Below are 22,574 nucleotides of genomic sequence, written 5' to 3' on the forward strand. Positions count from 1 at the left end.
TTTCGATTATGGTACAGGCTCATGTGTCGGAAGCGATTGTGACGGCGGGTGGAATCAAGGCGGGGGCTCTGCTGGTTGAGGATGGACGGATTGTGGGCGGATGCGGGATCGATGAGATTCCGGGAGATGTCATGCGGGTGGAGCATGGCAAGATGGCGCTGCTGCCAGGGCTGGTGGACTCGCATGTGCATATCAATGAGCCGGGGCGTGGGGATTGGGAAGGGTTTGAGACGGCTACGCAGGCGGCGGCGGCGGGTGGGTATACGACGCTGGTCGATATGCCTCTGAATGGGCTGCCGGAGACGACGAACGTTCCGGCGCTGGAGGCGAAGAGAGCTGCGGCTGAGGGTCACTGTGTGGTGGATTGGGCGGCGTGGGGTGGATGTGTTGCGGATAACCAGGGGGAGCTTGAGGGGCTGGCAGCCGCTGGGGTCTGCGGGTTCAAATGCTTTCTGGTTTATCCCGGATGCGAGGGGTTCACGATGGTGGATCAGGCGCAACTGGAGGCCGCGTTGCCGGCGATTGCGAGGACGGGGTTGCCGCTGCTGGTGCATGCGGAGCTGCAGGGGCCGATCGATGAGGCCGCGGAGGGGTTGAAGGATAAAGACTGGCGGAGCTACTCGACTTACCTGGCGAGCCGGCCGGATGAGGCGGAGGTGGCGGCGGTGCGGATGTTGATTGGGCTCTGCAGGAAGTATGGGTTCAGGCTGCATATCGTGCATCTGGCTACTGGGCTGGCGCTGGAGATGCTGCGGGAGGCCAAGGCGGAAGGACTGCCGGTGACGGTCGAGACCTGTCCGCACTATCTGTATTTTTCTGCGGAGCGAGTGCCTTACGGGAGCACGGTGCACAAGTGTGCGCCGCCGATCCGGAGTGAGCGGAACAGGGAGTTACTTTGGCAGGGGTTGCGGGATGGGGTGATCGACTTGGTGGCAACGGATCACTCGCCTTGTCCGGCGGAGATGAAGCGGATGGATGTGGGGCGGTTCGATCTGGCGTGGGGTGGGATTGCAAGCCTGAGCGTGGCGCTGCCGGTGATGTTTACGGAGGCTGTGCGGCGAGGCTTTGGGCTGGGCGACGTGATGCGTTGGATGGGTACGGCTCCGGCGAAGCTGGCGGGGCTGGAGGATCGGGTGGGGTCGCTGGGTGCAGGGCGTGAGGCGACGTTCGTGGTGTTCGACATGGAGGCCGAGTGGTTGATCGGCGTGAACGATCTTTATTTTCGGCACAAGGTTTCGCCTTATCTTGGCGAACGGGTGAAGGGGCGCGTGATGGAGACGTGGGTGCGGGGGCAGAGGGTGTTTGAGTATGGTGCGGGCTTTGCGGAGGGTCGCACAGGACGGGAGTTGCGGCTATGCTGAACGGACCTGCGATGAATGAGATTCTGGCGAGATGGAACGAGATGGATGAGGTCTCGGCTGAGGCCGAGGTGCTGCCGTGCAATGGGTCTACGGCGTGGGCCCAGGGGCTGGCGCATGGGCGGCCTTATGCGGACGAGACTGCGGTGTATGCGGCTTCAGAAAAGGTCTGGCTGGGGTTGACGCAGGATGATTGGCTCGCAGCGTTTGCGACGCATCCCCGGATTGGGGAGAAGCATGCGGCGGCCTCAGCGAAGGCTCTTGCATGGTCAAGCTCTGAGCAGCGTGAGGCGATGGCGGGCGAGGCGTATGAGGCTGAGTTACTGGCTGAGGGTAACCGCGAGTACGAGGCCAAGTTCGGGCGAACGTTTTTGATCTGTGCGAGTGGGCGGTCGAAGCGCGAGATTCTTGAAATGCTGAAGGCGCGGATGAGTTCGACGGAAGAGGAAGAGATGAATGAGGCGGCGGAGCAGCAGAAGCAGATTACGCGGCTGCGGCTGCAGCGCTGGCTGAGGGGAGAGTGATGGGGATCTCGACGCATATTCTGGATACGGCCGTGGGACGGCCTGCGAGTGGAGTGGCGGTGGGCTTGTCGCTCCTTGAGGGTGAAGAATGGCGCACACTGCGGACCGAGACGACGGACGCGGACGGGCGGTGCAAAGCGATGCTGGCGGAGGGTGAGGCGCTGACGGTGGGGGTGTATCGTCTGCGGTTCGCGACGGCGACTTATTATGAGGCACAGGGGTTGAGCGGGCTCTACCCTTTCGTTGAGATTGCTTTTGAGGTACGGGATGCGGGGCAGCACTTCCATATTCCACTGCTGCTGACTGCGAACGGCTATACGACTTATCGAGGTTCCTGATGGCTGAGTTGACGGATGCGAAGTTTGAAATTGTGGCGAACCGGTATGGGAAGTCGAAGGTTCGGCTGCTGAAGGTGACACGTGCAGAGGGGCGCAGCGACGTTCATGAGTGGACGGTGCAGGTGCTGCTGCGCGGGGACTTTGAGACGGCGCATACGGTTGGAGATAACTCGAAGATCGTGACGACGGACACGATGAAGAACACGGTGTACTCGCTGGCGCGGTGGTCCTCTGCGACGACGATGGAGGAGTTTGCGGAGGAGCTGATTGAGCATCTGCTGCGGCGCAATGAGCAGGTGAGTTCAGTGCGGGTGCATATTGAGGCTGCGCTGTGGAAGCGGCTGACAGTGGATGGGAAAGAACATCCGGATACGTTCATGCGCGGCAGCAACGAGGTGCAGACAGCAACGGTGGAACAGGCTCGGGCTGGGGAAAAGAAGTTCATTGCGGGCTTTGCGAATCTGCAGTTGCTGAAGACGGCGAACTCGGCGTTCAGCGGCTTTCAGCGGGATGAGTTGACGACGCTGCCGGAGACGCGGGACCGGGTGTTTGGGACGGCGGTGGATGCGAAGTGGACCTACAGCGGTCCGGTGGAGTTTGCTGCAATGCGCAAGGCAGCGCGTGAGGTGATGCTGAAGGTGTTTGCGGACCATATGAGCGAGAGCGTGCAGCATACGCTGTATGCGATGGCGGATGCGGCGCTGGAGGCTGTGGCGGAGATCACGGAGATCGAGCTGGCGATGCCGAACAAGCATTGCCTGCTGGTGGATCTATCGAAGTTTGGGCAGGACAATCCGAACCAGATCTTTGTGCCGACCGATGAGCCGCATGGGTACATCGAAGCCCGGGTACGGCGCAAGTGAGTGCGGCGGCTGAGCGAGTGGTGGCTCGGTGCCGGGAGCTGGCGCTGATCAGCGATGTGCCTGGCGAGACGACGCGGACGTTTCTTTCTCCGGCGATGCATGCTGCAAACGATCTGGTTGCGAAGTGGATGCGGGAGGCTGGGCTTGCGGTGTCGATGGACGCTGTGGGGAATCTGCGTGGGGTGATGGGGAGCGGGCCGCGGGTGGTGATGGCCTCGCACCTGGATACGGTGGTGAACGCGGGAGCATTCGATGGGCCGCTGGGGGTGATGGTCGCTGTGGCAGCCGTGGAAGAGTTGCGAGCTGTGGCGCTTTCTTTTGCCGTGGAAGTGATTGCTTTTTCGGAGGAAGAAGGGGTTCGATTCAGTACGCCTTTTTTGGGGTCGAGGGCGGTTGTGGAGACGCTGGATGAGGCCGCGCTGGGGCTTACGGACGCTGGCGGCGTGAGTGTGGCTCAGGCGATTCGTGGTTACGGGCTGGAGGTAGAGCGATTGAGTGAGGCTCGGCTGGCGAAGGAGGCGTTCGCTTACTTTGAGGTACATATCGAGCAGGGACCGGTGCTCGAGGCCGAGGGACGTGCGGTGGCTGCGGTGACGGCAATTGCGGGGCAGACTCGGCTGCGAGTGCGGTTTGAGGGGCAGGCGAATCATGCGGGGACTACGCCCATGAGGCTGCGGAAGGATGCGCTGGCGACGGCGGCTGAATGGATCGGGCTGGTGGAGGCTGAGGGCTTGAAGGTGGAGGGTTTGGTGGCTACGGTGGGGGCGATCATCGCGGAGCCTGGGCTGGGGAATGTGGTGCCGGGAGTGGTGACGGCTTCGTTGGATGTGCGTCATGCGGTGGATTCAGTGAGAGTGACGGCGGTAGCTCAGTTGCTTGGCGCGGCTGATGACGTGGCAGCTCGGCGCGGTGTTGCGATGAGCCAGGTGCTGCTGCTGGATCAGGCGGCAGTGGGGATGGATACTCGGCTGACAGGGTTGGTGCGCGATGCGGCAGAGGCTTGTGGGTATGGCGGTGGTGCGCTGGTGAGCGGCGCGGGTCATGATGCAATGATCGTGGCTCCGCATGTGCCGGCGACGATGCTGTTTGTGCGGACGCCGGGTGGGGTGAGTCATCATCCAAGCGAAAGTGTGTCCGTTGAGGATGTGGATGCGGCACTGAAGACTACAGTGGAGTTCCTGCGTAGACTGAAGCCGGAGACGATCGAGAGGAACAATGCATAAGCTGGGCGAGACACGCAGCAAGCTGAGGCAGGACCATCTTTTGCAGACGCCGGATACGTTTGTTCGGGCGGCGCTGCCGGGGATGCAGGGTGGGGTGGGGATCGTGCATATCGCTCCCGCTGCAGGTGCGGGGTTTGCGCAGTACACGGCGGAGCTGGAGGCTGGTGGGCAGCTCGGAAATATCACGGCGCAGCGCTTTTTTTATGTGCTTACCGGGGCCGCGGAGATTGTGATCGATTCGGTTACATACTCTTTGCGCGCTGGGAGCTTCGCTTATCTGCCGCAGGGACAGGCCCATGACGTTACGGCGAGTGAGGCTGCGCGGCTTGCGGTGATCGAGAAGACCTACGTGCCTCTGGAAGGAGTCGAGAGCCCGAAGGCCTTTGTGGGGCATGAGTCTGAGTTGACCGCTATGGCTCTGGGTGGGGATGAGGATCTACGAGTGCGGGTGATGATCCCTGATGCGCCGTGGCATGACTTTGCGGTGAACACGATGACCTATCAGCCGGGTGCGGCTCTCTCCATGGTGGAGATTCATGTGATGGAGCACGGGCTGCTGATGCTGGAGGGTGGCGGGATCTACCGGCTGGGAGATGACTGGTATCCAGTGACAGCCGGTGATTTTATCTGGATGGCTCCGTACTGTCCGCAGTGGTTTGGGGCGCTGGGAAAGGTGCCGGCGAAGTATCTGATCTATAAGGATTGGAATCGGCATCCTCTGGCTGGAGGTGCGCGGTGAGCGCGCATGTGGATGGGGCGAGGGTGCAGCGGGAGTTGGAGGAGCTGGCTCGGTTCACGCACGTAGAGCCTTCAAGCGAAGGCACAGCGGTGACTCGGGTAGTGTTTACGGACGATGACCTTGCGGCTCGGACTTGGCTGATTGGGCTGGCTGAGGCTGAGGGGTTTGCGGTTCGGGTGGATGCGGTTGGAAACACGTTCATCAGGCTTGAGGGGGCTGATCCCTCGCTGGCTGCGGTCGCGACGGGATCGCATATCGACGCGATTCCCCATGCAGGAATGTACGACGGGACAGTCGGAGTGATCGGGGGTCTGGAGGCGCTGCGGGCGATCAAGACTTCCGGCGTGCAGCCGAAGCGGGCAGTCGAATTGATCCTCTTTACGTCTGAGGAGCCTACGCGATTTGGGATCGGGTGCCTTGGGTCTCGGCTGATGGCGGGGACGTTGAGTGACGTCAAGGCGGGTGGGCTGATCGATTTGACGGCGGCCAAAGGTGAGGCTGCGAAGACGCTGGATGAGGTGAGGACGGCTGCGGGGTTCACCGGAGCTCTTACTTCTACGCGGCTTTTACCCGGTCACTATGCCGAGTTTGTAGAGTTGCATATCGAGCAGGGGCCACTGCTGGAGCGGGATGGGCAGGATGTTGGGATTGTGACTTCGATTGCCGCGCCTGCGAGCTACCGGTTTGTGATCGAGGGGTTTGGCGGTCATGCGGGTGCGCTGCTGATGCCGGATCGGCGGGACGCACTGTGTGCGGCCTCCGAGGTGATCCTGGCTGTGGAGCGGAGTGCGCTCACCCTGGGGACGATCGATACCGTGGCTACAGTGGGGACGTGTGGGGTGTATCCGGGTGCGGTGAACTCGGTGCCGAGCAAGGTGGCACTGGAACTGGATCTGCGCGATACCGACCCAAGGCGGCGGGGGCGCGTGATGGATGCGATTCGAAGCGAGATCGCGGCGATTGAGACTAAGCGCGGAGTTAGGATCACGGAGACGCTGGTGAATGAGGATGTGCCGGCGGCTTGCGGAGAGCGGATCGTGGGGGCGATTTCAGGGGCAGCGGTCGCGGCTGGGATGTCAAGCCGCATGATGGTAAGCCGGGCTTATCACGACACGCTGTTCATGGCGCAGATCTGTCCGGTGGGCATGATCTTCATTCCGTGCCGGGGTGGGGTGAGTCATCGACCGGACGAGTTTGCGACGGTAGAGGGTATCTCGCACGGTACACAGTTACTTACTGAGGTACTTACGGTGTTGTCTTCGGAGTAAACTCATGGCATCAGCCGATGCCTATCCAGACGACCAACCCGACGAACGGCATGGTGCTCCGCAGCTTCGAGCCGCTGACGCAGGCTGCCATCTCCGGCAAGCTGGCGCTGGCGCAACTTGCGCTGCGTGAGGATCGCGGAGTTCCGCTGGACTACCGTGCGCTGTGGATGCGGAAGCTCGCAGGGATTCTGGAGCACGAGACAGAAGAGCTTGCGACGCTGCTGACGACAGAGATGGGCAAGACCATCGTGTCCGCGCGGCAGGAGATTCTCAAGTGCGCGGCGTGCTGCCGCTACTATGCCGAGAACGCGGAACGAATGCTGGCACCCGAGACGATTGAGACGGGCGGGAACGAGAGTTATGTCCGCTGGGAGCCAATGGGCGTCGTACTGGCGGTGATGCCGTGGAACTTCCCGTTCTGGCAGGTCTTCCGGTTTCTGGCACCGGCTCTGATGGCCGGGAATGTTGGGTTACTGAAACATGCTTCAAACGTGCCGCAGTGCGCGCTGGCGATCGAGTCGTTGGTGCGGCGCGCGGGGTTTCCGCGGGGCACGTTTCAGGCGTTGCTGATCGAGTCCGGTCAGGTTGAGGCGGTGCTGGGCGATGCTCGCGTGGCTGCTGTGACCGTCACCGGGTCCGAGGCTGCAGGTCGCGCGATTGCGGCGCAGGCAGGTTGGCTGGTCAAGAAGTCTGTGCTGGAGCTGGGCGGGTCTGACCCGTTCATCGTGATGCCGTCCGCAAACATGGAGGCGGCGATCAACGCGGGTGTGAAGGCTCGGACGATGAACAATGGGCAGTCGTGCATTGCTGCCAAGCGTTTTGTGATTCATGAAGCGGTGTACGAGGAATTCGAGATGCTGTTCTCCGCCGCCATGGAGACGCTGCGCGTCGGCGATCCGATGAAGGAAGATACCGAGGTTGGGCCGCTGGCAACCGAGCAGGGGCTGCTGGATATCGAAGCACAGGTTGCGGCGGCAGTGAAGGCCGGAGGCCGCATCACGACAGGCGGCGAACGCATGTTGGGTGCGGGCAATTTCTTTGAGCCCACGGTGATTGCGGATCTGCCACGGGCTGCAGCGGTGTATCGCGACGAGATCTTTGGGCCGGTGGCGATGCTGTTCCGGGCGAAGTCCCTGGATGAGGCGATTGAGATTGCGAACGACACACCGTTTGGGCTGGGGGCTTCCGTCTGGACCAAGGATGCAGACGAGCGCGGACGGTTTGTCGCGGAGCTGCAGTGCGGCGGCGTGTTTGTGAATACGCCGGTAGTCAGCGACGCGCGGCTTCCGTTTGGCGGCACGAAGCGGTCAGGGTATGGGCGTGAACTTTCCGTGGCGGGGATGCGGGAGTTCATGAATGCCAAGACGGTGGTGATCGCGGAGGCAGTTGAGCCTGTGCGCCGGGTGTACGAGCCGATTGCGGTGGAGAAGATTGCCGAAGAGAAGATCAGCGAAGAAAAGCTTGAGCAGCCGGAGATCGAAGAGCCGGAGATTGAGGACTCGGTGAGCTTTCGTGCCGTCCCAGTGATGGTGCAGGAGAAGGTCGAAGAGAAGGCTCTGTTCCGCTCGTTTACGCCTGAACCGACTGAGCATGACTTCAAGCAGATGCTGGAGAAGGCATTGGAGAATAAGACGCAGCAGGGTGTGCTGGTGCTGATGTTGTGTGCACTTCTGCTGCTGACCTGAGTCTTGCTGGAGAACAAAAAAAAGGTCCGAGGCTCGCATGAGCCTCGGACCTTTTGCTGTAGTTCGGTTAGAAGGTGAGGTTGGCCTGTAGGAAGAAGCGGCGCACTGCGGTTCCTGCCGAGCTTTGGCCACCCGCGAGGGTATTGAACTGGCCGAAGCGTGACGAGGTCAAGGTGCCGACCGGGTTGCCATATGGAATGACGTTGAAGAGGTTGAAGGCCTGAGCACCGAGGCTGAGGTTGTACTTGTGGCCGGTGTTTGAGGCACCGCCGAAGCCGCCGCCTGGGCCACCACCACCGGGGCCTCCGCGACCGCCGCCTCCACCGCCACGACCACCGCCGCCGCCGGGACGTCCGCCGCCAGGGCCACCAGGACCTCCTGGTCCACCCGGACCACCATTGTTTTGTGCAGCTGCCTTAGCGGCTGCAGCTTTATCCGTCAGAGGACCGAAGCCGAAGGTGCGTCCGATGCGGAGGTTGAAGGTGAACTGCGCGGGGCCGGTGCAGTAGTTGATCGGGATGGGGGTATAGACGCTTCCCTGCGATGGCGTAGAGAAGGAGTTGGCGTTGGAGCAGCTGGCCGAGTCCGCACCGGGTAGGAAGGCAGGACGGTCGTTGAAGTTGGAGTCTTTGTTGACGTCGGTTCCGGTGGTGATGTTGTACGGCTGCCCGCTCTGCGCGGTGATAAACGGCGAGAGAGCGATCTTGAAGGGCGCAGTGACGCTGCCGCCGACGAAGGCCTGATTCCGGTGGTTGAAGGAGGAGCGACCGTAGTCGGTTGTGGTGGCGTTCACGTTGGTCAGGAACGTATCCGCGCCGTTGGTGTTGCCGTTGGCGAAGCCGAGGACGTAGTAGCCAAAAAGAGAGACGCGCTTTGTATTGATGCGGGCGTTGAAAGCAAGCTGATTCTGTTTATAGATACCGCCCGAATCGTACTGGTAGTCATACGCGGTGGGCTGGACGTAGGCACGCGAGAGGAACTGATGTACGCCGCGGGTGTTGATGTAGTTGACCGAGACGGTGCCGATGCGGCCAAGCTGCTGATCGACGCCGATACCGGTCTGAAGGTTATACGAGCTGCGGAGGGTCGGGTTGGCGGTATAGACGGTGGTTAGACCGGCCGTGGTCGCTCCGGTTGTGCAACCCAGTGTCGCGCCGGTGCCGGTCGTTGTGCTTGGCTGGCAGGCTGCGCCCGGAGAGTTATAGGTGAGCTGGGTCTGGTTGAGACCGTTGAGACGGATGTTCGTGAGGGTATCGGCGAGTGCGAAGCGGTCGTAGAAAATTCCATAGCCGCCGCGCAGGACGGTCGGCGTGCCACCACCCTTATGCGGCAGTCCGTAGGAGACGGCGAAGCGCGGAGCGAAGTCATGGCCGCTGGCGATGTTGTTTTGGGCTTCCAATCGCATACCGTAACTGACGGTGAGGTTGGGGCGCGGCTTCCAGTCGTCTTCAACGTAAAGGCCGACGTCCGTGGTGCGGGTGCCGACGTTGAGATTGTTGATCTTGGTGATGTTGTACTGGCTGGCCAGTCCGCACTGGTAGGAGGAGTAATAGCCGCCATTGTTGACCGTATTGTTGGCTGGCAGACAAGGCGTCGTGGTGGCGACGCAGCCGCTCGGCTTGGCTCCAGTGGAGTCGCCGTAGACGCATGGGTCAAGGAGGTAGTTGTAGGTGAAGATGCCGTTGGTCCCGGCGGTGGAGGTCAGGACTTCACTGGTGGTGCGAAGGCGCCCGCCGAAGCGGATAAAGTTCTTGGCCAGGGCGACCGAGGTGTAGTTCTGAATCTCAATGTGCGTGCTTGTGCTGTTCGAGATGCCGGCTGCACTGCCGCCGCCGGTGAAGGTGCCCTGCACGGTGAGCGTGGGGAGGGTGGAGAGCGGGTTTTCGGTAGCCGTGGTGCGCTGATACTCGAAGCGAGTTTCGTTGACGATCTTCGCACTCAGGAGCTGGGTGTCGGAGATCTGGATGGTGTTTTCAGTGTTGCCGGAGCTGTAGGCAGTGGACGGCAAAGCGAGTCCGCTGTTGAGGCCCTGATTGTTGAGGGTATTGGTCTCATACTGATAGCGAGCGGTCAGGGTGTTCTTTTCACCGAGAGCGATATCCACGCGCGGGCTGATATCAGAACGCGACTGGGGAGCGGGGACGGCACGAGAAGACTGCGGGTAGCTGCCCTGGTTGGTGCAGGTGATGTCAAGCGGAGCGCAGAGTGTCGTCGACGTGGCCGAGTTGGCGAAGAAGCCCGTGGGGTTGATGAGGGTGTTGGTCTGGATGCTGCGGTGCGATCCAGAGAGGGTGAAGGACGAGTACTTGTTGATGGGACCGGTCAGCGAGCCGACGGTGAAGAGGGTGTAGTAGTTGGGCTGCTTGTTGGCGGTGCCGAGGAAAGGGCTGGAGGTATTGAGGACAGAGTCATTTCCCTGAACGGAGAGGTTGCCGTGGAACTTGTCGGTTCCCGGCTTGGTGAAGACCTCGATCCGGCCGTAGCCGACCTTGTCATACTGAGCTGAGAAGGGATTCTGGTTGATGCGGATTTCACGGATGGAGGACTTCGGCGGAAGCTGGCCGCCGGTGAAGCCGTCGATGTAAATCTGTCCGCCGTTGGGGCCGGCTGCGGGACCGGCGAGGGCGGTGAGTTCTGCCGATAGATCGTCGGGGTCGTCCGAGAGGGCGTCGAGGTCAGCGCCCTTGATGATCGTGGAACTGGCATTGGAGTCGGGATCGACCGAGACGGCATTGGGGTTGGCGGTGACGGTGACCTCCGTCTGCTGATTCTGAATGGCGAGCTTGGCATCGAGCGCAAGAGCCTGACCGGAGGAGACACGCACGCCCTGGCGGACATAGGTGGCGAAGCCGGGCATGGTAACGGTCAGCGAATAGCTGCCGGAGGGCACGCCGCGCAAGGCATAGGAGCCGTCGGAGCCAGTGGTCGTGGTGAAGGCTTTTCCGGCGGCCGGCGTCAAGGTGACAGTGGCACCGGGGATGACGGCTGCGTCAGGGTCTGCGATCGTTCCACGCACAGTGACCCCACCCGCGGCCGGAGCCGTCTGGGTGCTGGCTGCGGGAGCCTGGGCCAGAACAGCGGCTGGGCAGACCAGGGAGAGGGAGGACAGGACGATCAAAGCGGCGTTCAAAATGCGGCTTGAATGTCGACTGCGTCCGAGATTTTCAGATTGCAATGGGGCTGGTGAAGGCATAGTGACTCCTCGAATCTTTCAAAGACGATGCAAAGGTGAAGCAAACTTGGATTGAGCGGCTGACTACTGTGGTCCGCCGCCGGCTTCCGCTCCGCCGCCACCGAGACTCCAGGGGGAGAGGGTCGGAGCAGCGGCGCCGGGCGCGGAGAGAAGCTGTTCGACTCCGGAAAGCATGGTGATGGCGGTGGCTGACGATCCCGTCCGCGAGGCTACGATCAGAACAGCATCGCCTGCCTTGATCTCAGTGAGAGACTGAGCCGGCAGACGGCCGACCATTTGAGAAAGGTCCATTCCGGCACGGCGGCCTCCGCCTTCAGGCGAGGGCGTCGTACCAGCGGGAACGGCTGCGCCGGGAGCGTGGCTGCGCGCATAGGCTGCGGCGGCCTGCTCCGGGAGATGCTTGACGACGGAGTTCGGCGTGACGGTGACGACGACCGTCTTCTTGGTCGCGAGATCCTTAAGCGTCACCGTGCCCATCTTCTGATCGACGGCGGAGATGGCTCCGGCGAGGTTCTCAAAGCTGCCGGATACGATCTCTTCCGCAGTAATGGAGGAACCGTCCTCTGACTTTGCGCCCCGCACTCGGAGCTGATCCCCAGTGTGGATGTCAGAGAGAGTGCCGGGTTTGGCGTCTTCAAACTTCACGGAGTCGCCCGCATAGCGGCGATAGGTAGTGTTGGGGGTGACGTTGACGTTGAGGGTCTTGGCCCCGGCGGCTACGGTGATCGTTGAGGCGTCGATTGCGCGGACCAGACCGCCGGTGCCACGGCGCTGCCAGTCGGCGGACTGCGAGGCGTGGAGGCTGGCGATGTCCGTGGACTTCATGAGGATGACGCGGACGGCGACGATGCTGGTGGGTGCATCGCCAGCATGACCGCTGATGAGAATGCGGTCGCCAGGTGCGATATCCGTGAGGGTGATGGGTGCGGCGGACTTGAGGTCCGTGGAACCGGGAGCGAGTTGAAGAATCTTCGCGTTGTCAGCTGGGGTGACGGTGATCTCCGAGTTGGCCTCCGTGGTCACGGTAATGGATGTGCCAGAGATGGCCTTTACGGTACCGCGCTGCGAGGTGTTGGCCGGGGCCTGGGCGTAGAGGGCTGCGGGCGCGAAGAGAACAGGCGCGGCGGCGACGGTGCAGAGGAACATCAGGCGGGTGGCGATGGAGCGGGTGAACATAGAGACCTCTGAACGGGTTGAGGGCGGCTGATAGCGAGACGTCGCGACTGCGAAAAAGACAACTTTCTGACAAGTGGCGGGCAACTCTTCAGGCAATACGGCTTCAAGAGGGGAAAAGTTTCTGTAAAGCTATGAAATAGAACGTGGAACCGATAATTTTCGGTACACGCCAGAGGATGTGATCCGGGCACCAGTATGACGGCCAAGAGTGAAGCTGAGACTCAGCTTTCGCATACAAAAGATTGTGTTTTTTGTGGGATCAATTACCGCGCGGTGAGGAGCTCCTTCACCGCACGGTCGAGTTGGCCGTCGGTGCCGGCTGAGGTTTCTCCCTCTTCGCGATCGACCTCGATATCCACCGGGCGGGGATGCATCTCCATGGTCTGTCCACGCAGATCCTGCACGCGGGTGAAGGGGAGGCGTACGGAGGAGCCATCGATGAGCTGCTGTGCTCCGGTGAAGATGATCCATCCGGCGGTGGGTTCGCCGACGACCTTGCCGAGTTGCAGGCTGCGGTAGCCTTCGGTGAAGTCCTCGCCGTCAGAGAGGGTGGACTCGTTGGTGACGAGAATCGTGGGCAGGCCAAGGGCTCGCTGGCCGAGATCCTGGCGGCTGGGGACAGTGCCCATATTGCGCGGAGTCATTTCGAGGTAGTTCTTGCGGGTGAAGACGTCGAGCGCATAGCCGTTGATGTAACCGCCGTTGTTGTTGCGGACATCGACGATAACGCCCTGCTTTGACTCGTTCTGGGCGTCGATATCGAGATAGAGCTGCTGGAGGTCACCATCGCCCATCGCGGCGAGATGCACGTAGCCGATCTTGCCGCCGGAGATGCGATCGACGTAGGCGCGGCGCTCCTCAACCCACTGGCGATAGACGAGGCCTACTGCTGCGGCGGAAGGGATAGGACGAACGATGACTTCCCTGCTCTTGCCAGCTGTCTCAACTGAAAGCACCGTGCGGTGATTGACGGTGTCTTCGAGGAGCTGGTCAAGGTCATAGCCTTCGATGGCGTCTCCGTTGATGGAGATGAGCTTGTCGCCAGGCTTGATGGAGCCTTCGATGAAGGCGGGGCCGAGTTGGATGACCTCGCGGACAATGAGGCCTTGGCCGGCTTCATACTTTTCACGATCGAAGCGGAGACCAAGATTCCCGACCTGGGTGGTGCGGGGTTCTGCTCCACCGGGACCGGGCATGGGGCGGTTGATGCCGGAGTGGGAGCTGTTGAGCTCGCCGATGAGGAGATTGATGTCGCGGCGAAGTTCGTCTCCGGTCTGAGCGCCGTCGATGTAGGGCTGCCACTCGTCATGCAGTTTGCGCCAGTCCTGACCGTTGAACTTGCCGTCATAGAAGCGGCGGTTGAGGGTTCCCCACGCCTCTTCAAAGACGACCTTCTTTTCCTGGTCGAAGTCGATCTGGAGGCGGCCGGAGATGGCTACGGTCTTGGGCGTGCGGGACTCGAGCGCGATGGTCTTGACGGTGCCGTTCTCCAGGAAGAAGACCTCCTTGGAGTCCGGCGAGAAGGCATACGCGCCCTTTGAGCCGGGGGTGGAGGTGAGCTGGCGAGCCACGGCGGGCTCGCGTGCGAGTTCATCGAGCGAGTAAGTGTAGAGGCTCTCCTGGCGTGCGGTCTCAGCGGAGAAGAGCAGGACCTTGCCGTCCGGGCTGATAACGGGGCGCTCGGCCGAGAGACCAAGGGGAAGGATGGTCAGGCGGCGACGGATGCCTTCGAAGACGATCTTGACGGGTTCCGGCTGCTTCTTCTCAGGGGCGGCAGGCTTGGGCTTGTCTGGGGTGTCGGTGGCATCAGCCTTGGGCTCAGAGGCCGGCGTTTCGGCGGGCGTCGTAGGGGTGGCTGGGGTTGCCGGGGTGCCTGGGGGACGAGTGGTGCGGAAGAGGTCGCGGAACTCATCCTCACGGAAGCGTGGGACGTGGGGGAGCAGGTCGACGCGCGCGATCTGGATGTTCTCGGAGCGCTGGGCGGTCTCGAAGAGGATGTACTTGCCGTCAGGCGACCAGGCGATGCGGGAGTAGGCGGTCTCGCCGTTGCCGAGGAAGGTGATGGGATGGGGCTCGCCGCCGGCGGCCTGGATGACGTTGAGGTTGCGGAAGCTGCGGGCATCGACAGAGGTGAAGGCGACCCATTGGTTATCGGGCGACCATGCAAGTGAGGGCTGGGCGAGAGCTCCGGAGGTGATGATCTTGTCAGGCAGGGGGACGGTGGACGGGGCCTTTGCCTTGGGGTCCGGCATGGTGATGACGTGCAGGTCCTTGTTGTCGTGGACGTAGGCCAGCAGCTTGCCGTTGGGGGACCAGCTGGGGGCCTGAGATTCGCCGGGAATGATGGTGAGGGGGCGTGCTTTGAGGGTGTCGAAGCTGAAGAGCTCAAGCTGGTGCGAGCCGTCCATGCGCTCCGCGATGTAAGCGACGGAGGTGGAGTCGGGGGACCACTGGGGGTCCGACATGGAGACGGCCTCGGACTTGACGCGCTGGCCGTCGCCCCCGTCCTTGGCGGAGGCGGCGAAGAGCTGGCCATGGGCGAGGACGACCACCTTCTTGCCGTCGGGTGAGAGGGCGAGCGTGCGGAAGGAGGTCTCGGTGACGCGGGTGATGCCGGGTGTGCCGGCGGAGCCGCGGAGCTCGATCCTGACGGGCTCGGCCTTGCCGGAGGCCGTGTCCATGCGCCAGATGGCGAAGTTACGCTCGAAGACGATGGTGTGGCCGGAGTCGCCGATGGATGGCCAGAGGACGCGGCCTTCCTTGAAATGGGTCAGAGCCTTGGGCGAGGCAGAGCCTGCGGGGGTCTCCCAGATGTTCTCGGCTCCCGATGCATCGGACATATAGAAGAGGGATTTGCCGTCGGCGGACCACATGGGCCACGCGTGCTTGGAGTCGGCGGGGAGGAGCTTCTTGTAGGGTGCGGAGTCGCCTACGGGCTTGAGCCAGAGCTCGGTCTCGTCGATGTGGGCGTGGCCGTTGCGCCACCACTGCGAGGCGGAGATTCCCTTGGCCATGAAGGCGATCTGGCTGCCGTCTGGCGAAGGGGAGGACTCAAATTCATTCATGTAGCGCTCGTGGGTGACCTCGAGCGGGGTGCCACCGGTGGTGCGGACGCGGAAGATGTCCCCCTGGCCGGCTACGTCGTCGATGGCGGAGGTGAAGTAGATCCACTGGCCGTCCTTGGACCAGGCGTCCAGGCGGTCGGGGACGTCCGAGTAGGTAAGGCGCTGGAGCTGGCCGCTGGCCAGAGTCAGGATGTAGATGTTGCCGTTACCGGTGCGGGTGGAGATGAAGGCGAGCTTCTTGCCGTCGGGGGAGTAGAGGGGGCGGGACTCCGTGGCGGGGTGGGTGACCAGGAGGTGGGCCTCCCCGCCTGCTGCGGGGACGGACCAGATGTCGCCGCCGGAGACGAAGGCTATCTCGTGGCCATCGGGGGAGATGGTGGGGTCAGAGAGGGAGGGGCGCTGGGCGTAGAGGGGCGTGCAGAGGAGAGCCAGGATGAGGGCTCGGGTGGGGCGGAAGGGCATGGACGGCCTTTCGTGCAGGGGATGAGTGGATTCTACATCGGAGGGAAATCGACCCCTTGACCCCTGCCCCGGTAAAAGTACCCAAAGTCTTCAAACCATGCGACTTAGGTCTTAACTTCCCGCTCCGGGCCGATCATGGCCCACACTTTTATTCAGCCTCCGCGGAGAGGATCGCCAAGGTGTTGGGCTGGACGACGACGCAGCAGTTGGAGAGTACGGTGGTGGGTTCAGAGGACAGGATGAGGCGGTGGTCCGAGGTGACGTTGAACTGGGCGGGATCAGGGCCGAGGTTGCAGAGGACGGTGACGAGGCGGCGGTCCATGCGGAGCCAGCGCTTGTCTTCGTTGAAAGTGACGTTGAGGTGGCCGCGGTCGCCGTCGTTGAGGCAGACGGATTCACGGCGAAGGTGGATCAGGCTGCGGACCCACTGGTGCATCTCCGCGTGTCTACCGGAGCCGATCTCAGACCAGTTGAGTTTGGAGTTGGTGAAGGTGGCAGGGTCTTCCGGGTTGGGGATCTCAGCCTGGTCAAAACCGAAGGCGGCGAACTCCTTCTTGCGTCCGGCGGAGACGAGCCGGGCCATCTCCTCGTCATCATGGTCGGCGAAGTAGAGGAATGGTGTGGAGGCGGCGAACTCTTCCCCCATGAAGAGGAGCGGGATGAAGGGCGCGGTGAGGACAATGCCGAGGGCGACCTTGGTTTTGGCCAGGCCGATGGTCTGGTCGATGCGGTCGCCGAGGGCGCGATTGCCAATCTGGTCGTGGTTCTGAATGAAGCCGACGAAGTGATGGGCAGAGAGGGCGTCGACGGGACGGCCGTGGCTGCGGCCGCGATAGGTGCTGTACTGGCCGTCGAAGACGAAGACGCTCTTGAGGCTCTTGGCGAGGCACTCAAATGCGCCGAAATCGTCGTAGTAACCCTTGTGGCCGGGCTCCGTGAAGAGGAGGGTGGCGAGCGAGTGGTGGAAGTCATCCGACCACTGGGCGTCCATGCCGTAGCCGCCGGCTTCAATGGGTTTGACGATCTTGGGGTCGTTGAGATCAGACTCCGCGATGAGAACGAGGCGGCGGCCTACGGCTGCGGAGAGGTTATCGACCTCGGCGGAGAGCTGCTCCAGGAAGTGGATGGCGGAGCGGTCGATGATCTCGTGGATGGCGTCCAGGCGGAGGCCGTCAACGTGGAAGTCGCGCATCCACATGATGGCGTTATCGATGAAGAAGCGGCGGACCTGGTCCGAACCCTCCTGCTCCATGTTCATGGCGTCGCCCCAGGGGGTGCGGTGGCGATCCGTGATGTAGGGTCCGAACTTTCCGGTGTAGTTGCCGACAGGGCCGAAGTGGTTATAGACGACGTCAAGGATGACGGCGATGCCGTGGCCGTGGCAGGCGTTGACGAAGCGCTTGAAGGCTTCCGGACCGCCGTAGTGCTCGGTTGTGGCATAGAGGTCTACACCGTCGTATCCCCAGCCGCGATCGCCGGCCCACTCGGCTACGGGCATGATCTCAACGTGGGTGATGCCGAGGTCCTGAAGGTACCCAAGGCGCTCAATGGCGGAGTCAAAACAGCCGGACCCGGTGAAGGTGCCGATGTGAAGCTCGTAGAGAATGGCGCCGGTGAGCGGCGGACCCTGCCAGGTGTGGTCGTCCCAGTTGAACGCCTTCTGGTCGTAAATAACAGACGGGCCATGCACGCCGTGGGGCTGGGAGAGGCTGCGCGGGTCAGGATACGGGGTAGTGTCGTCGTCGAGGAGGAAGGCGTATTCGGTGCCGGGAGCGGCGTCCTCTACCGTGGTCTTCCAGATGCCCTTGTCGCTGGGGCCAGCCATGGGGTAGGTCTTGTCTGCGATCTTGACGGCTACTTTTTGGGGTGTGGGCGCCCATAGTTTGAATTCATGCATGTGTTGCTACTCCTTTGCGGTGTTGCAGATCTGAGCTGCAGGTTCCTCCGCTGCGCTGCGGAATGACAACCAAACAGGGAAAAGGGTGATAACCGAAGGTATCCCGACGGTCTACAGTGCAGGTCTACGCCGCCGTGGGAGCGTCGTTATCATCGCGAGTGAGAAGGGCAACCGCGAAGGATGTGAACAGATCGGCGAGAAGGACTTTGCCGGAGCGGTGAGGTTCTTCTGCCAGTTGATTGGACCAGCGGCCTTCCGGAAGTTGGACGGCGGTGTCATCCCAACCGTCAGTGAGAGCAGCGGTGTGGAGCGGGACGATGGTGAGGACGTGATCGCCACGTAAGTACGCCAAGGCGTGAGACGCGGCGGGGCCAGTGAGCTTTACGGGAGTGTAGGCGGCCTCCGGGCCGAACCACGTAGGCTGCTGGCGGCGGAGTTGCAAGGCGCGGTGGACTAAGAAGAGCTTCGCCACACCTTTGTCCTCCGGGTCGTTGATGCTGGCGGAGATCTTGTCGATGGGCAGGACGGCGATCTGGGCAAGAAGCTTGCGGCGGAGGTCGTAGTCGACGGGGCGGCGATTGTCGGGATCGACGAGCGAGTGATCCCAGAGCTCGCCACCCTGGTAAAGATCAGGAACACCGGGAGCGGTGTACTTCAGGAGCGACTGGGTGAGGGAGTTGACGCGGCCTGGAACCAAGAGCTTTGCGACGAACTCCGAGAGTGAGTCGACGAAGGGCGCGTGGGTGAGGATGGCGTCGATAAAGGCGAAGAGCGCGTCTTCAAAGGGCTTGTTGTTGGCGACCCAGGAGGTCTGCTGCTTGGCCTCCCGCATGGCCTTGAGCATGTAGGTCTTGGTGCGTTCTGCGTCGATGGGCCAAGCACCGATGAGGGTCTGGTAGAGGAAGTACTCGGTGTTGGGGTCCGGGAAGGTGTTGGCCTTGAACTGCTCGTTGGCGGCGGTCCAGCTTTGAATGGCGGAGGCGAACTCCTCCGGAAGCTCCGAGAGGACGGAGAGGCGGGCGCGTACGTCGTCGGCGCGCTTGGTGTCATGGGTGGAGAGCGTCGTCATCGTGGAGGGATGAGTCTGCTGCATCTTCGATTGGTATTCGTGAAACTGGTCGATGGTGAGGCCGTTGCGGCCGGGGTCACCGCCGACCTCACACATGCCGGTGAGGCGGTTGAAGCAATAGAACGCCGTGTCCTCCACGCCCTTGGCCATGACGGGTGAGGTGAACTGCTGGAAGCGTAGGGTGAACTCGGTTTCAAGGCGGCCAGTGACCTTGAGGGTGAGGATGTCTTCGAGGAAGTCGAAGAGGGTCGGAGGCAAGTCGGCGCGGTTGGACTTGGCACACTCGATGGCACGATGGATATAGCTGCGGTCTTCGTCGTTGATCTCGTTGCGCGAGGGCACGACGTAGGTGCGATAGATGGCGAAGCAGCCGGCGAGTTCGCGGAGGGCGCGGCGAGCTTCAGCGCGGGTGGTATCGCGGTAGTTGCGATTGTTCTCGCAGATCTCGATCAGGAGAGACGTGATGCGATTGACGTCAGAGCCGAGCGCTTCCTGGGAGACGGCGATCTTCTTGTCGTGCGCGATGACGTGGAAATCGACGGGCTGTGCGGTGAAGTCTGCGTACACCTGGGTGAGTTTTTCAAGACCGTCCGGGGAGACGAGAACGCCCAGGGCTACATTGAGGAAGTCATAGCCGCTGGTGCCTTCGATGGGCCAGTTCTCGCGGAGGAACTCGCCCGGTTCCAGGATCTTTTCCCCGATGATCCAGGCGTCGGGTGCTGCGGCGCGGAGACGCTGGAAGTACTCGAGCGGATCGCGGAGGCCGTCGGGGTGATCGACGCGAACGCCATCCAGGACGCCTTGGCGGAGCCACTCCAGGATGAGCGCGTGGGTCTCCTCAAAGACGTGGGCGCGCTCCATGCGCAGGCCGATGAGGCTGTTGACGTCAAAGAAGCGGCGATAGCCCAGTTGCTGGTCCGCGGTCTTCCAATAAGCGAGGCGGTAGTTCTGCTGGTTGAGGAAGTCGTCCAGTGCGTCGTGGCGGGCGTTGAGGTCGTCGATGGCGCGATCGATGGCGGTGCAGGCGGGGTGATCCTCCGCGCAGAGCCGCTCCAGCAGGGTGTTGAGGACGGCTTTATCGCGATGACGCGCGAGGACGGTGCGGCGATCCTCAAACGACGGCTGCGGCAGGCGGCCAAAGGAGGCGGCGATGAAACGGAGGGTGTCTGAGTTGGAGTAGTCGGCGGCGCGAGCAAGGATGGCCGGGAGAGACGTAGGGGCAACGGGGAAGGTCTGCCCAGCTGCCTCCACGAGGAAGAGTGGGCCGTTGCGGATGACCTTGATATCGCCGGCTTCAAGGACGCGGCCATACTGATCAGCCAGGATGGGGACGAGGACCTTATCGCGGAGGCGCTCTTCCTGGGGCTGCCAATCGATGTCAAAGAAGGAGGCGTAACGGCTGGAGGCACCGTTTTCCAGGACATCCCACCAGAAGCGGTTTTCGCGCCCGATGGCCATATGGTTGGGGACGATATCGAGAACCTGGCCGAGACCGTTTTCACCGAGGGTCTTGGAGAAGCGCTTATGGGCCTCCGCTCCGCCGAGCTCTTCATTGACGCGCTGATGATCGACGACGTCGTAGCCGTGCATGCTGTCCGGCGCGGCCTGCAGGTACGGGGAGCTATAGACGTGTGTGACGCCCAGATCGTAGAGATACTGGGCGATCGCCGCAGCGTCGTCGAACTTGAAACCTTTGTGAAGCTGGAGCCTATACGTGGAGGCTGGAACCTTCGTCATCTTCTGCGCTGTCCTTGCTAATCTGTCTTGGCTTATTGACTGGTTAGGTGCGGGCAGTGGGGGTGGGGTTGTTCGTTGGCGAAGGCTCCGCGCTAAGTGACTGAGGGTAAACGGCTAGATCTTTGAGCCCAAGGGCAGGTCCGGGTGCCAGGCTCCGGAGATGGCGAAGGCGGCGTGGGTCAGGGCGATGTGCGAGAGAGCCTGGGGAAAGTTGCCGACCATGCGATTGCCGATGGTGTCGTACTCCTCGCTGAGGAGGCCGACGTCATTGCGGAGGGCGAGAAGCCGGTCGTAGAGGGCGCGGGCTTCGTCATGACGGCCGATGAGCCAGAGGTTAGTAACGAGCCAGAAGCTACAGGCGAGGAAGGTGCCTTCGCCCGGGGGCAGGCCGTCCGGGGAGGTCTTGGTGTCGTAGCGCTCGACCAGGCCGTTCTTCATCAGGCGCTTCTGGATGGCGTCGACGGTGCCGATGATGCGTGGATCGTCCATGGGGAGGAAGCCGACGAGGCCGATGCGGAGGCAGGAGGCGTCGAGCTCCTTTGAGCCGTAGGACTGGGTGAAGGCGTTGAGCTTTTTGTTGAAGCCTTTCTCGCAGACCTGCTTATGGATGAGGTCGCGGTTCTTCTTCCAGCGCTTGATGTCGCCTTTACCGTTGAACTGCTCGTAGTGCTTGATGGAGCGGTCCAACGCGACCCAGGCCATGACCTTGGAGTGGGTGAAGTGCTTGCGACCGCCGCGAGTCTCCCAGATGCCGTCGTCCGGCTCCTCCCAGATCTTGCAGAGGTGGTCGATAAGCTGGGCCTGGACCGCAGAGGCGGAGACCTTGATATCGTCTTCGGCGGCTGGAGTGCGGGTGAGGGCGGCTGCGACCTCACCGAAGACGTCAAGCTGGAACTGGGTGGAGGCCGCGTTGCCGATGTTGACCGGGGAGGAGTTCTCGTAGCCGGGCAGCCAGTCGGCTTTGTACTCGGTGAGTTGGCGCTCGCCGCAGATGCCGTAGATGGTCTGAATCTGGGCGGGTGCGCCGGCGATGGCGCGGATGAGCCAGCGACGCCAGGCGGCGGCCTCCTCGGCATATCCGGCCTGGAGGAGGACGAGCAGGGTGAAGGAGGTATCGCGCAGCCAGCAGAAGCGGTAGTCCCAGTTGCGCTGGCCGCCTATCTTCTCCGGCAGCGAGGCAGTGGGTGCGGCTACGATGCCTCCGGAGGGTTTATAGGTCAGTGCTTTGAGAGTGATCAAGGAGCGCTCGACGGCTTCGGCGTACTCGCCCTGAAAGGTGTTGCGGGCCGTCCACTCCTTCCAGAACTCGACCGTCTGATCGAAGGCAGTGAAGGCGGAGAAGGATCTGGGATCTTCGGTGGGGGAGTTGCCGTCTTTGCCCATGGCGGAGCCGTAGGTGAGGGTGAAGGGGATCTCGTCGCCGGCTTTGATGGTGAAGTCGGAGACGGTCTTCATCTCTTCGCCTTTGAGCGAGACCTTGGTGCGGAGGACGACGAGATCCATTCCGGCGATGGCGCGTAGGCCGAAGTCGGTGTGGGTGACCCACGGGATGGTGCGGCCGAAGTCGAAGCGGACGGCGAGGTCCATGTGCATCTTGACCTTGCCCGAGACGCCCCGGAGGATACGGACGACGTCGGAGTTGTTGCCGCGGGGAGGCATGAAATCGATGAGGGCGACCACGCCGTCCGGGGTGGTGAAGGTGGTTTCGACGATGAGGGTGCCGGGGAGATAGCGGCGGGTGATGGACTTGGGCTCGCGAGTGGGGGCGATGCGCCAGAAGCCGTGGTCTGCCGTGCCCAGGAGCGCGGAGAAGCAGGCGGCTGAGGAAAACGAGGGCCAGCAGAGCCAATCGATGGAGCCTGACTTTGACACGAGGGCTGCGGTTTCGCAGTCGCCGATCAGGGCATAGTCTTCAATCTTTGCGGCGTGGAGCGGGAGCTTGGATTTCTTCTGAATATCGGACAAAGCTTGCTTACC

14 protein-coding genes are annotated in these 22,574 nt (G+C 62.2%); 8 read left to right on the top strand and 6 right to left on the bottom strand.

Annotation, left to right across the window (positions count from 1 at the left end):
* Nucleotides 1-8 precede the first annotated feature (8 nt).
* Genes allB through ACIX9_RS14355 form a run of 8 tightly spaced genes read left to right on the top strand, consistent with a single transcriptional unit; the run spans nt 9 to nt 7,998 of the window.
* Nucleotides 9-1,361: an allantoinase AllB gene (allB, locus tag ACIX9_RS14320; protein ID WP_013581207.1), complete on the top strand. Its 1,353-nt coding sequence runs from the start codon at nt 9-11 to the stop codon at nt 1,359-1,361.
* Nucleotides 1,355-1,882, top strand: coding sequence for a 2-oxo-4-hydroxy-4-carboxy-5-ureidoimidazoline decarboxylase (uraD, locus tag ACIX9_RS14325; RefSeq protein ID WP_013581208.1), 528 nt, complete (start codon nt 1,355-1,357; stop codon nt 1,880-1,882). The genes allB and uraD overlap by 7 nt, the downstream gene beginning before the upstream one ends.
* Complete coding sequence (uraH, locus tag ACIX9_RS14330; RefSeq protein ID WP_013581209.1) at nt 1,882-2,220, top strand: hydroxyisourate hydrolase; 339 nt, start codon at nt 1,882-1,884, stop codon at nt 2,218-2,220. Before uraD ends, uraH begins: the two co-directional genes overlap by 1 nt.
* A complete protein-coding gene (gene pucL, locus ACIX9_RS14335) occupies nt 2,220-3,083 on the top strand; it encodes a factor-independent urate hydroxylase (RefSeq protein ID WP_013581210.1) in 864 nt (287 codons plus the stop codon). Before uraH ends, pucL begins: the two co-directional genes overlap by 1 nt.
* Nucleotides 3,080-4,306 carry an allantoate amidohydrolase gene (locus tag ACIX9_RS14340; RefSeq protein ID WP_013581211.1) on the top strand — a complete coding sequence of 409 codons (1,227 nt, stop codon included), beginning with the start codon at nt 3,080-3,082 and terminating at the stop codon, nt 4,304-4,306. The genes pucL and ACIX9_RS14340 overlap by 4 nt, the downstream gene beginning before the upstream one ends.
* Nucleotides 4,299-5,045, top strand: a complete 747-nt coding sequence (gene allE / locus ACIX9_RS14345) for a (S)-ureidoglycine aminohydrolase (protein ID WP_013581212.1) — start codon at nt 4,299-4,301, stop codon at nt 5,043-5,045. Before ACIX9_RS14340 ends, allE begins: the two co-directional genes overlap by 8 nt.
* Complete coding sequence (locus ACIX9_RS14350) at nt 5,042-6,313, top strand: M20 family metallo-hydrolase (RefSeq protein ID WP_013581213.1); 1,272 nt, start codon at nt 5,042-5,044, stop codon at nt 6,311-6,313. Before allE ends, ACIX9_RS14350 begins: the two co-directional genes overlap by 4 nt.
* Before the next feature lie 17 nt (nt 6,314-6,330).
* The gene (locus tag ACIX9_RS14355) at nt 6,331-7,998 is read left to right on the top strand and encodes an NAD-dependent succinate-semialdehyde dehydrogenase (protein ID WP_013581214.1); all 1,668 of its coding nucleotides are present in this window, start codon (nt 6,331-6,333) and stop codon (nt 7,996-7,998) included.
* Between the two features lie 67 nt (nt 7,999-8,065).
* Here the strand turns inward: ACIX9_RS14355 and ACIX9_RS14360 are convergent, their stop codons facing one another.
* The 6 genes from ACIX9_RS14360 to ACIX9_RS14385 all read right to left on the bottom strand — a co-directional run bounded on the left by ACIX9_RS14360 (nt 8,066) and on the right by ACIX9_RS14385 (nt 22,562).
* Entirely contained in the window at nt 8,066-11,128 is a 3,063-nt protein-coding gene (locus tag ACIX9_RS14360; RefSeq protein WP_232298723.1) for a TonB-dependent receptor, read from the bottom strand.
* Nucleotides 11,129-11,254: 126 nt separating this feature from the next.
* Nucleotides 11,255-12,367 (bottom strand): DUF5666 domain-containing protein, encoded by a 1,113-nt coding sequence (locus ACIX9_RS14365; protein ID WP_013581216.1) that lies wholly within the window; start codon nt 12,365-12,367, stop codon nt 11,255-11,257.
* Between the two features lie 263 nt (nt 12,368-12,630).
* Nucleotides 12,631-15,894 (bottom strand): S41 family peptidase, encoded by a 3,264-nt coding sequence (locus ACIX9_RS14370; RefSeq protein WP_013581217.1) that lies wholly within the window; start codon nt 15,892-15,894, stop codon nt 12,631-12,633.
* Nucleotides 15,895-16,042: 148 nt separating this feature from the next.
* Complete coding sequence (treZ, locus tag ACIX9_RS14375) at nt 16,043-17,791, bottom strand: malto-oligosyltrehalose trehalohydrolase (protein ID WP_013581218.1); 1,749 nt, start codon at nt 17,789-17,791, stop codon at nt 16,043-16,045.
* Nucleotides 17,792-17,915: 124 nt separating this feature from the next.
* Nucleotides 17,916-20,597 (bottom strand): malto-oligosyltrehalose synthase, encoded by a 2,682-nt coding sequence (treY, locus tag ACIX9_RS14380; protein WP_013581219.1) that lies wholly within the window; start codon nt 20,595-20,597, stop codon nt 17,916-17,918.
* A gap of 114 nt (nt 20,598-20,711) precedes the next feature.
* Nucleotides 20,712-22,562 carry a glycoside hydrolase family 15 protein gene (locus tag ACIX9_RS14385; RefSeq protein ID WP_013581220.1) on the bottom strand — a complete coding sequence of 617 codons (1,851 nt, stop codon included), beginning with the start codon at nt 22,560-22,562 and terminating at the stop codon, nt 20,712-20,714.
* Nucleotides 22,563-22,574: the final 12 nt, after the last annotated feature.

The sequence above is a fragment of the Granulicella tundricola MP5ACTX9 genome (genome assembly GCF_000178975.2).
Classification (GTDB): domain Bacteria; phylum Acidobacteriota; class Terriglobia; order Terriglobales; family Acidobacteriaceae; genus Edaphobacter; species Edaphobacter tundricola.

Coding starts and splice junctions, on each gene's coding strand:
- allB (WP_013581207.1), top strand. CDS start 9: ATGGTACAGGCTCATGTGTCGGAAGCGATTGTGACGGCGGGTGGAATC.
- uraD (WP_013581208.1), top strand. CDS start 1,355: ATGCTGAACGGACCTGCGATGAATGAGATTCTGGCGAGATGGAACGAG.
- uraH (WP_013581209.1), top strand. CDS start 1,882: ATGGGGATCTCGACGCATATTCTGGATACGGCCGTGGGACGGCCTGCG.
- pucL (WP_013581210.1), top strand. CDS start 2,220: ATGGCTGAGTTGACGGATGCGAAGTTTGAAATTGTGGCGAACCGGTAT.
- allE (WP_013581212.1), top strand. CDS start 4,299: ATGCATAAGCTGGGCGAGACACGCAGCAAGCTGAGGCAGGACCATCTT.
- ACIX9_RS14355 (WP_013581214.1), top strand. CDS start 6,331: ATGCCTATCCAGACGACCAACCCGACGAACGGCATGGTGCTCCGCAGC.
- ACIX9_RS14365 (WP_013581216.1), bottom strand. CDS start 12,367: ATGTTCACCCGCTCCATCGCCACCCGCCTGATGTTCCTCTGCACCGTC.
- ACIX9_RS14370 (WP_013581217.1), bottom strand. CDS start 15,894: ATGCCCTTCCGCCCCACCCGAGCCCTCATCCTGGCTCTCCTCTGCACG.
- treZ (WP_013581218.1), bottom strand. CDS start 17,791: ATGCATGAATTCAAACTATGGGCGCCCACACCCCAAAAAGTAGCCGTC.
- treY (WP_013581219.1), bottom strand. CDS start 20,597: ATGACGAAGGTTCCAGCCTCCACGTATAGGCTCCAGCTTCACAAAGGT.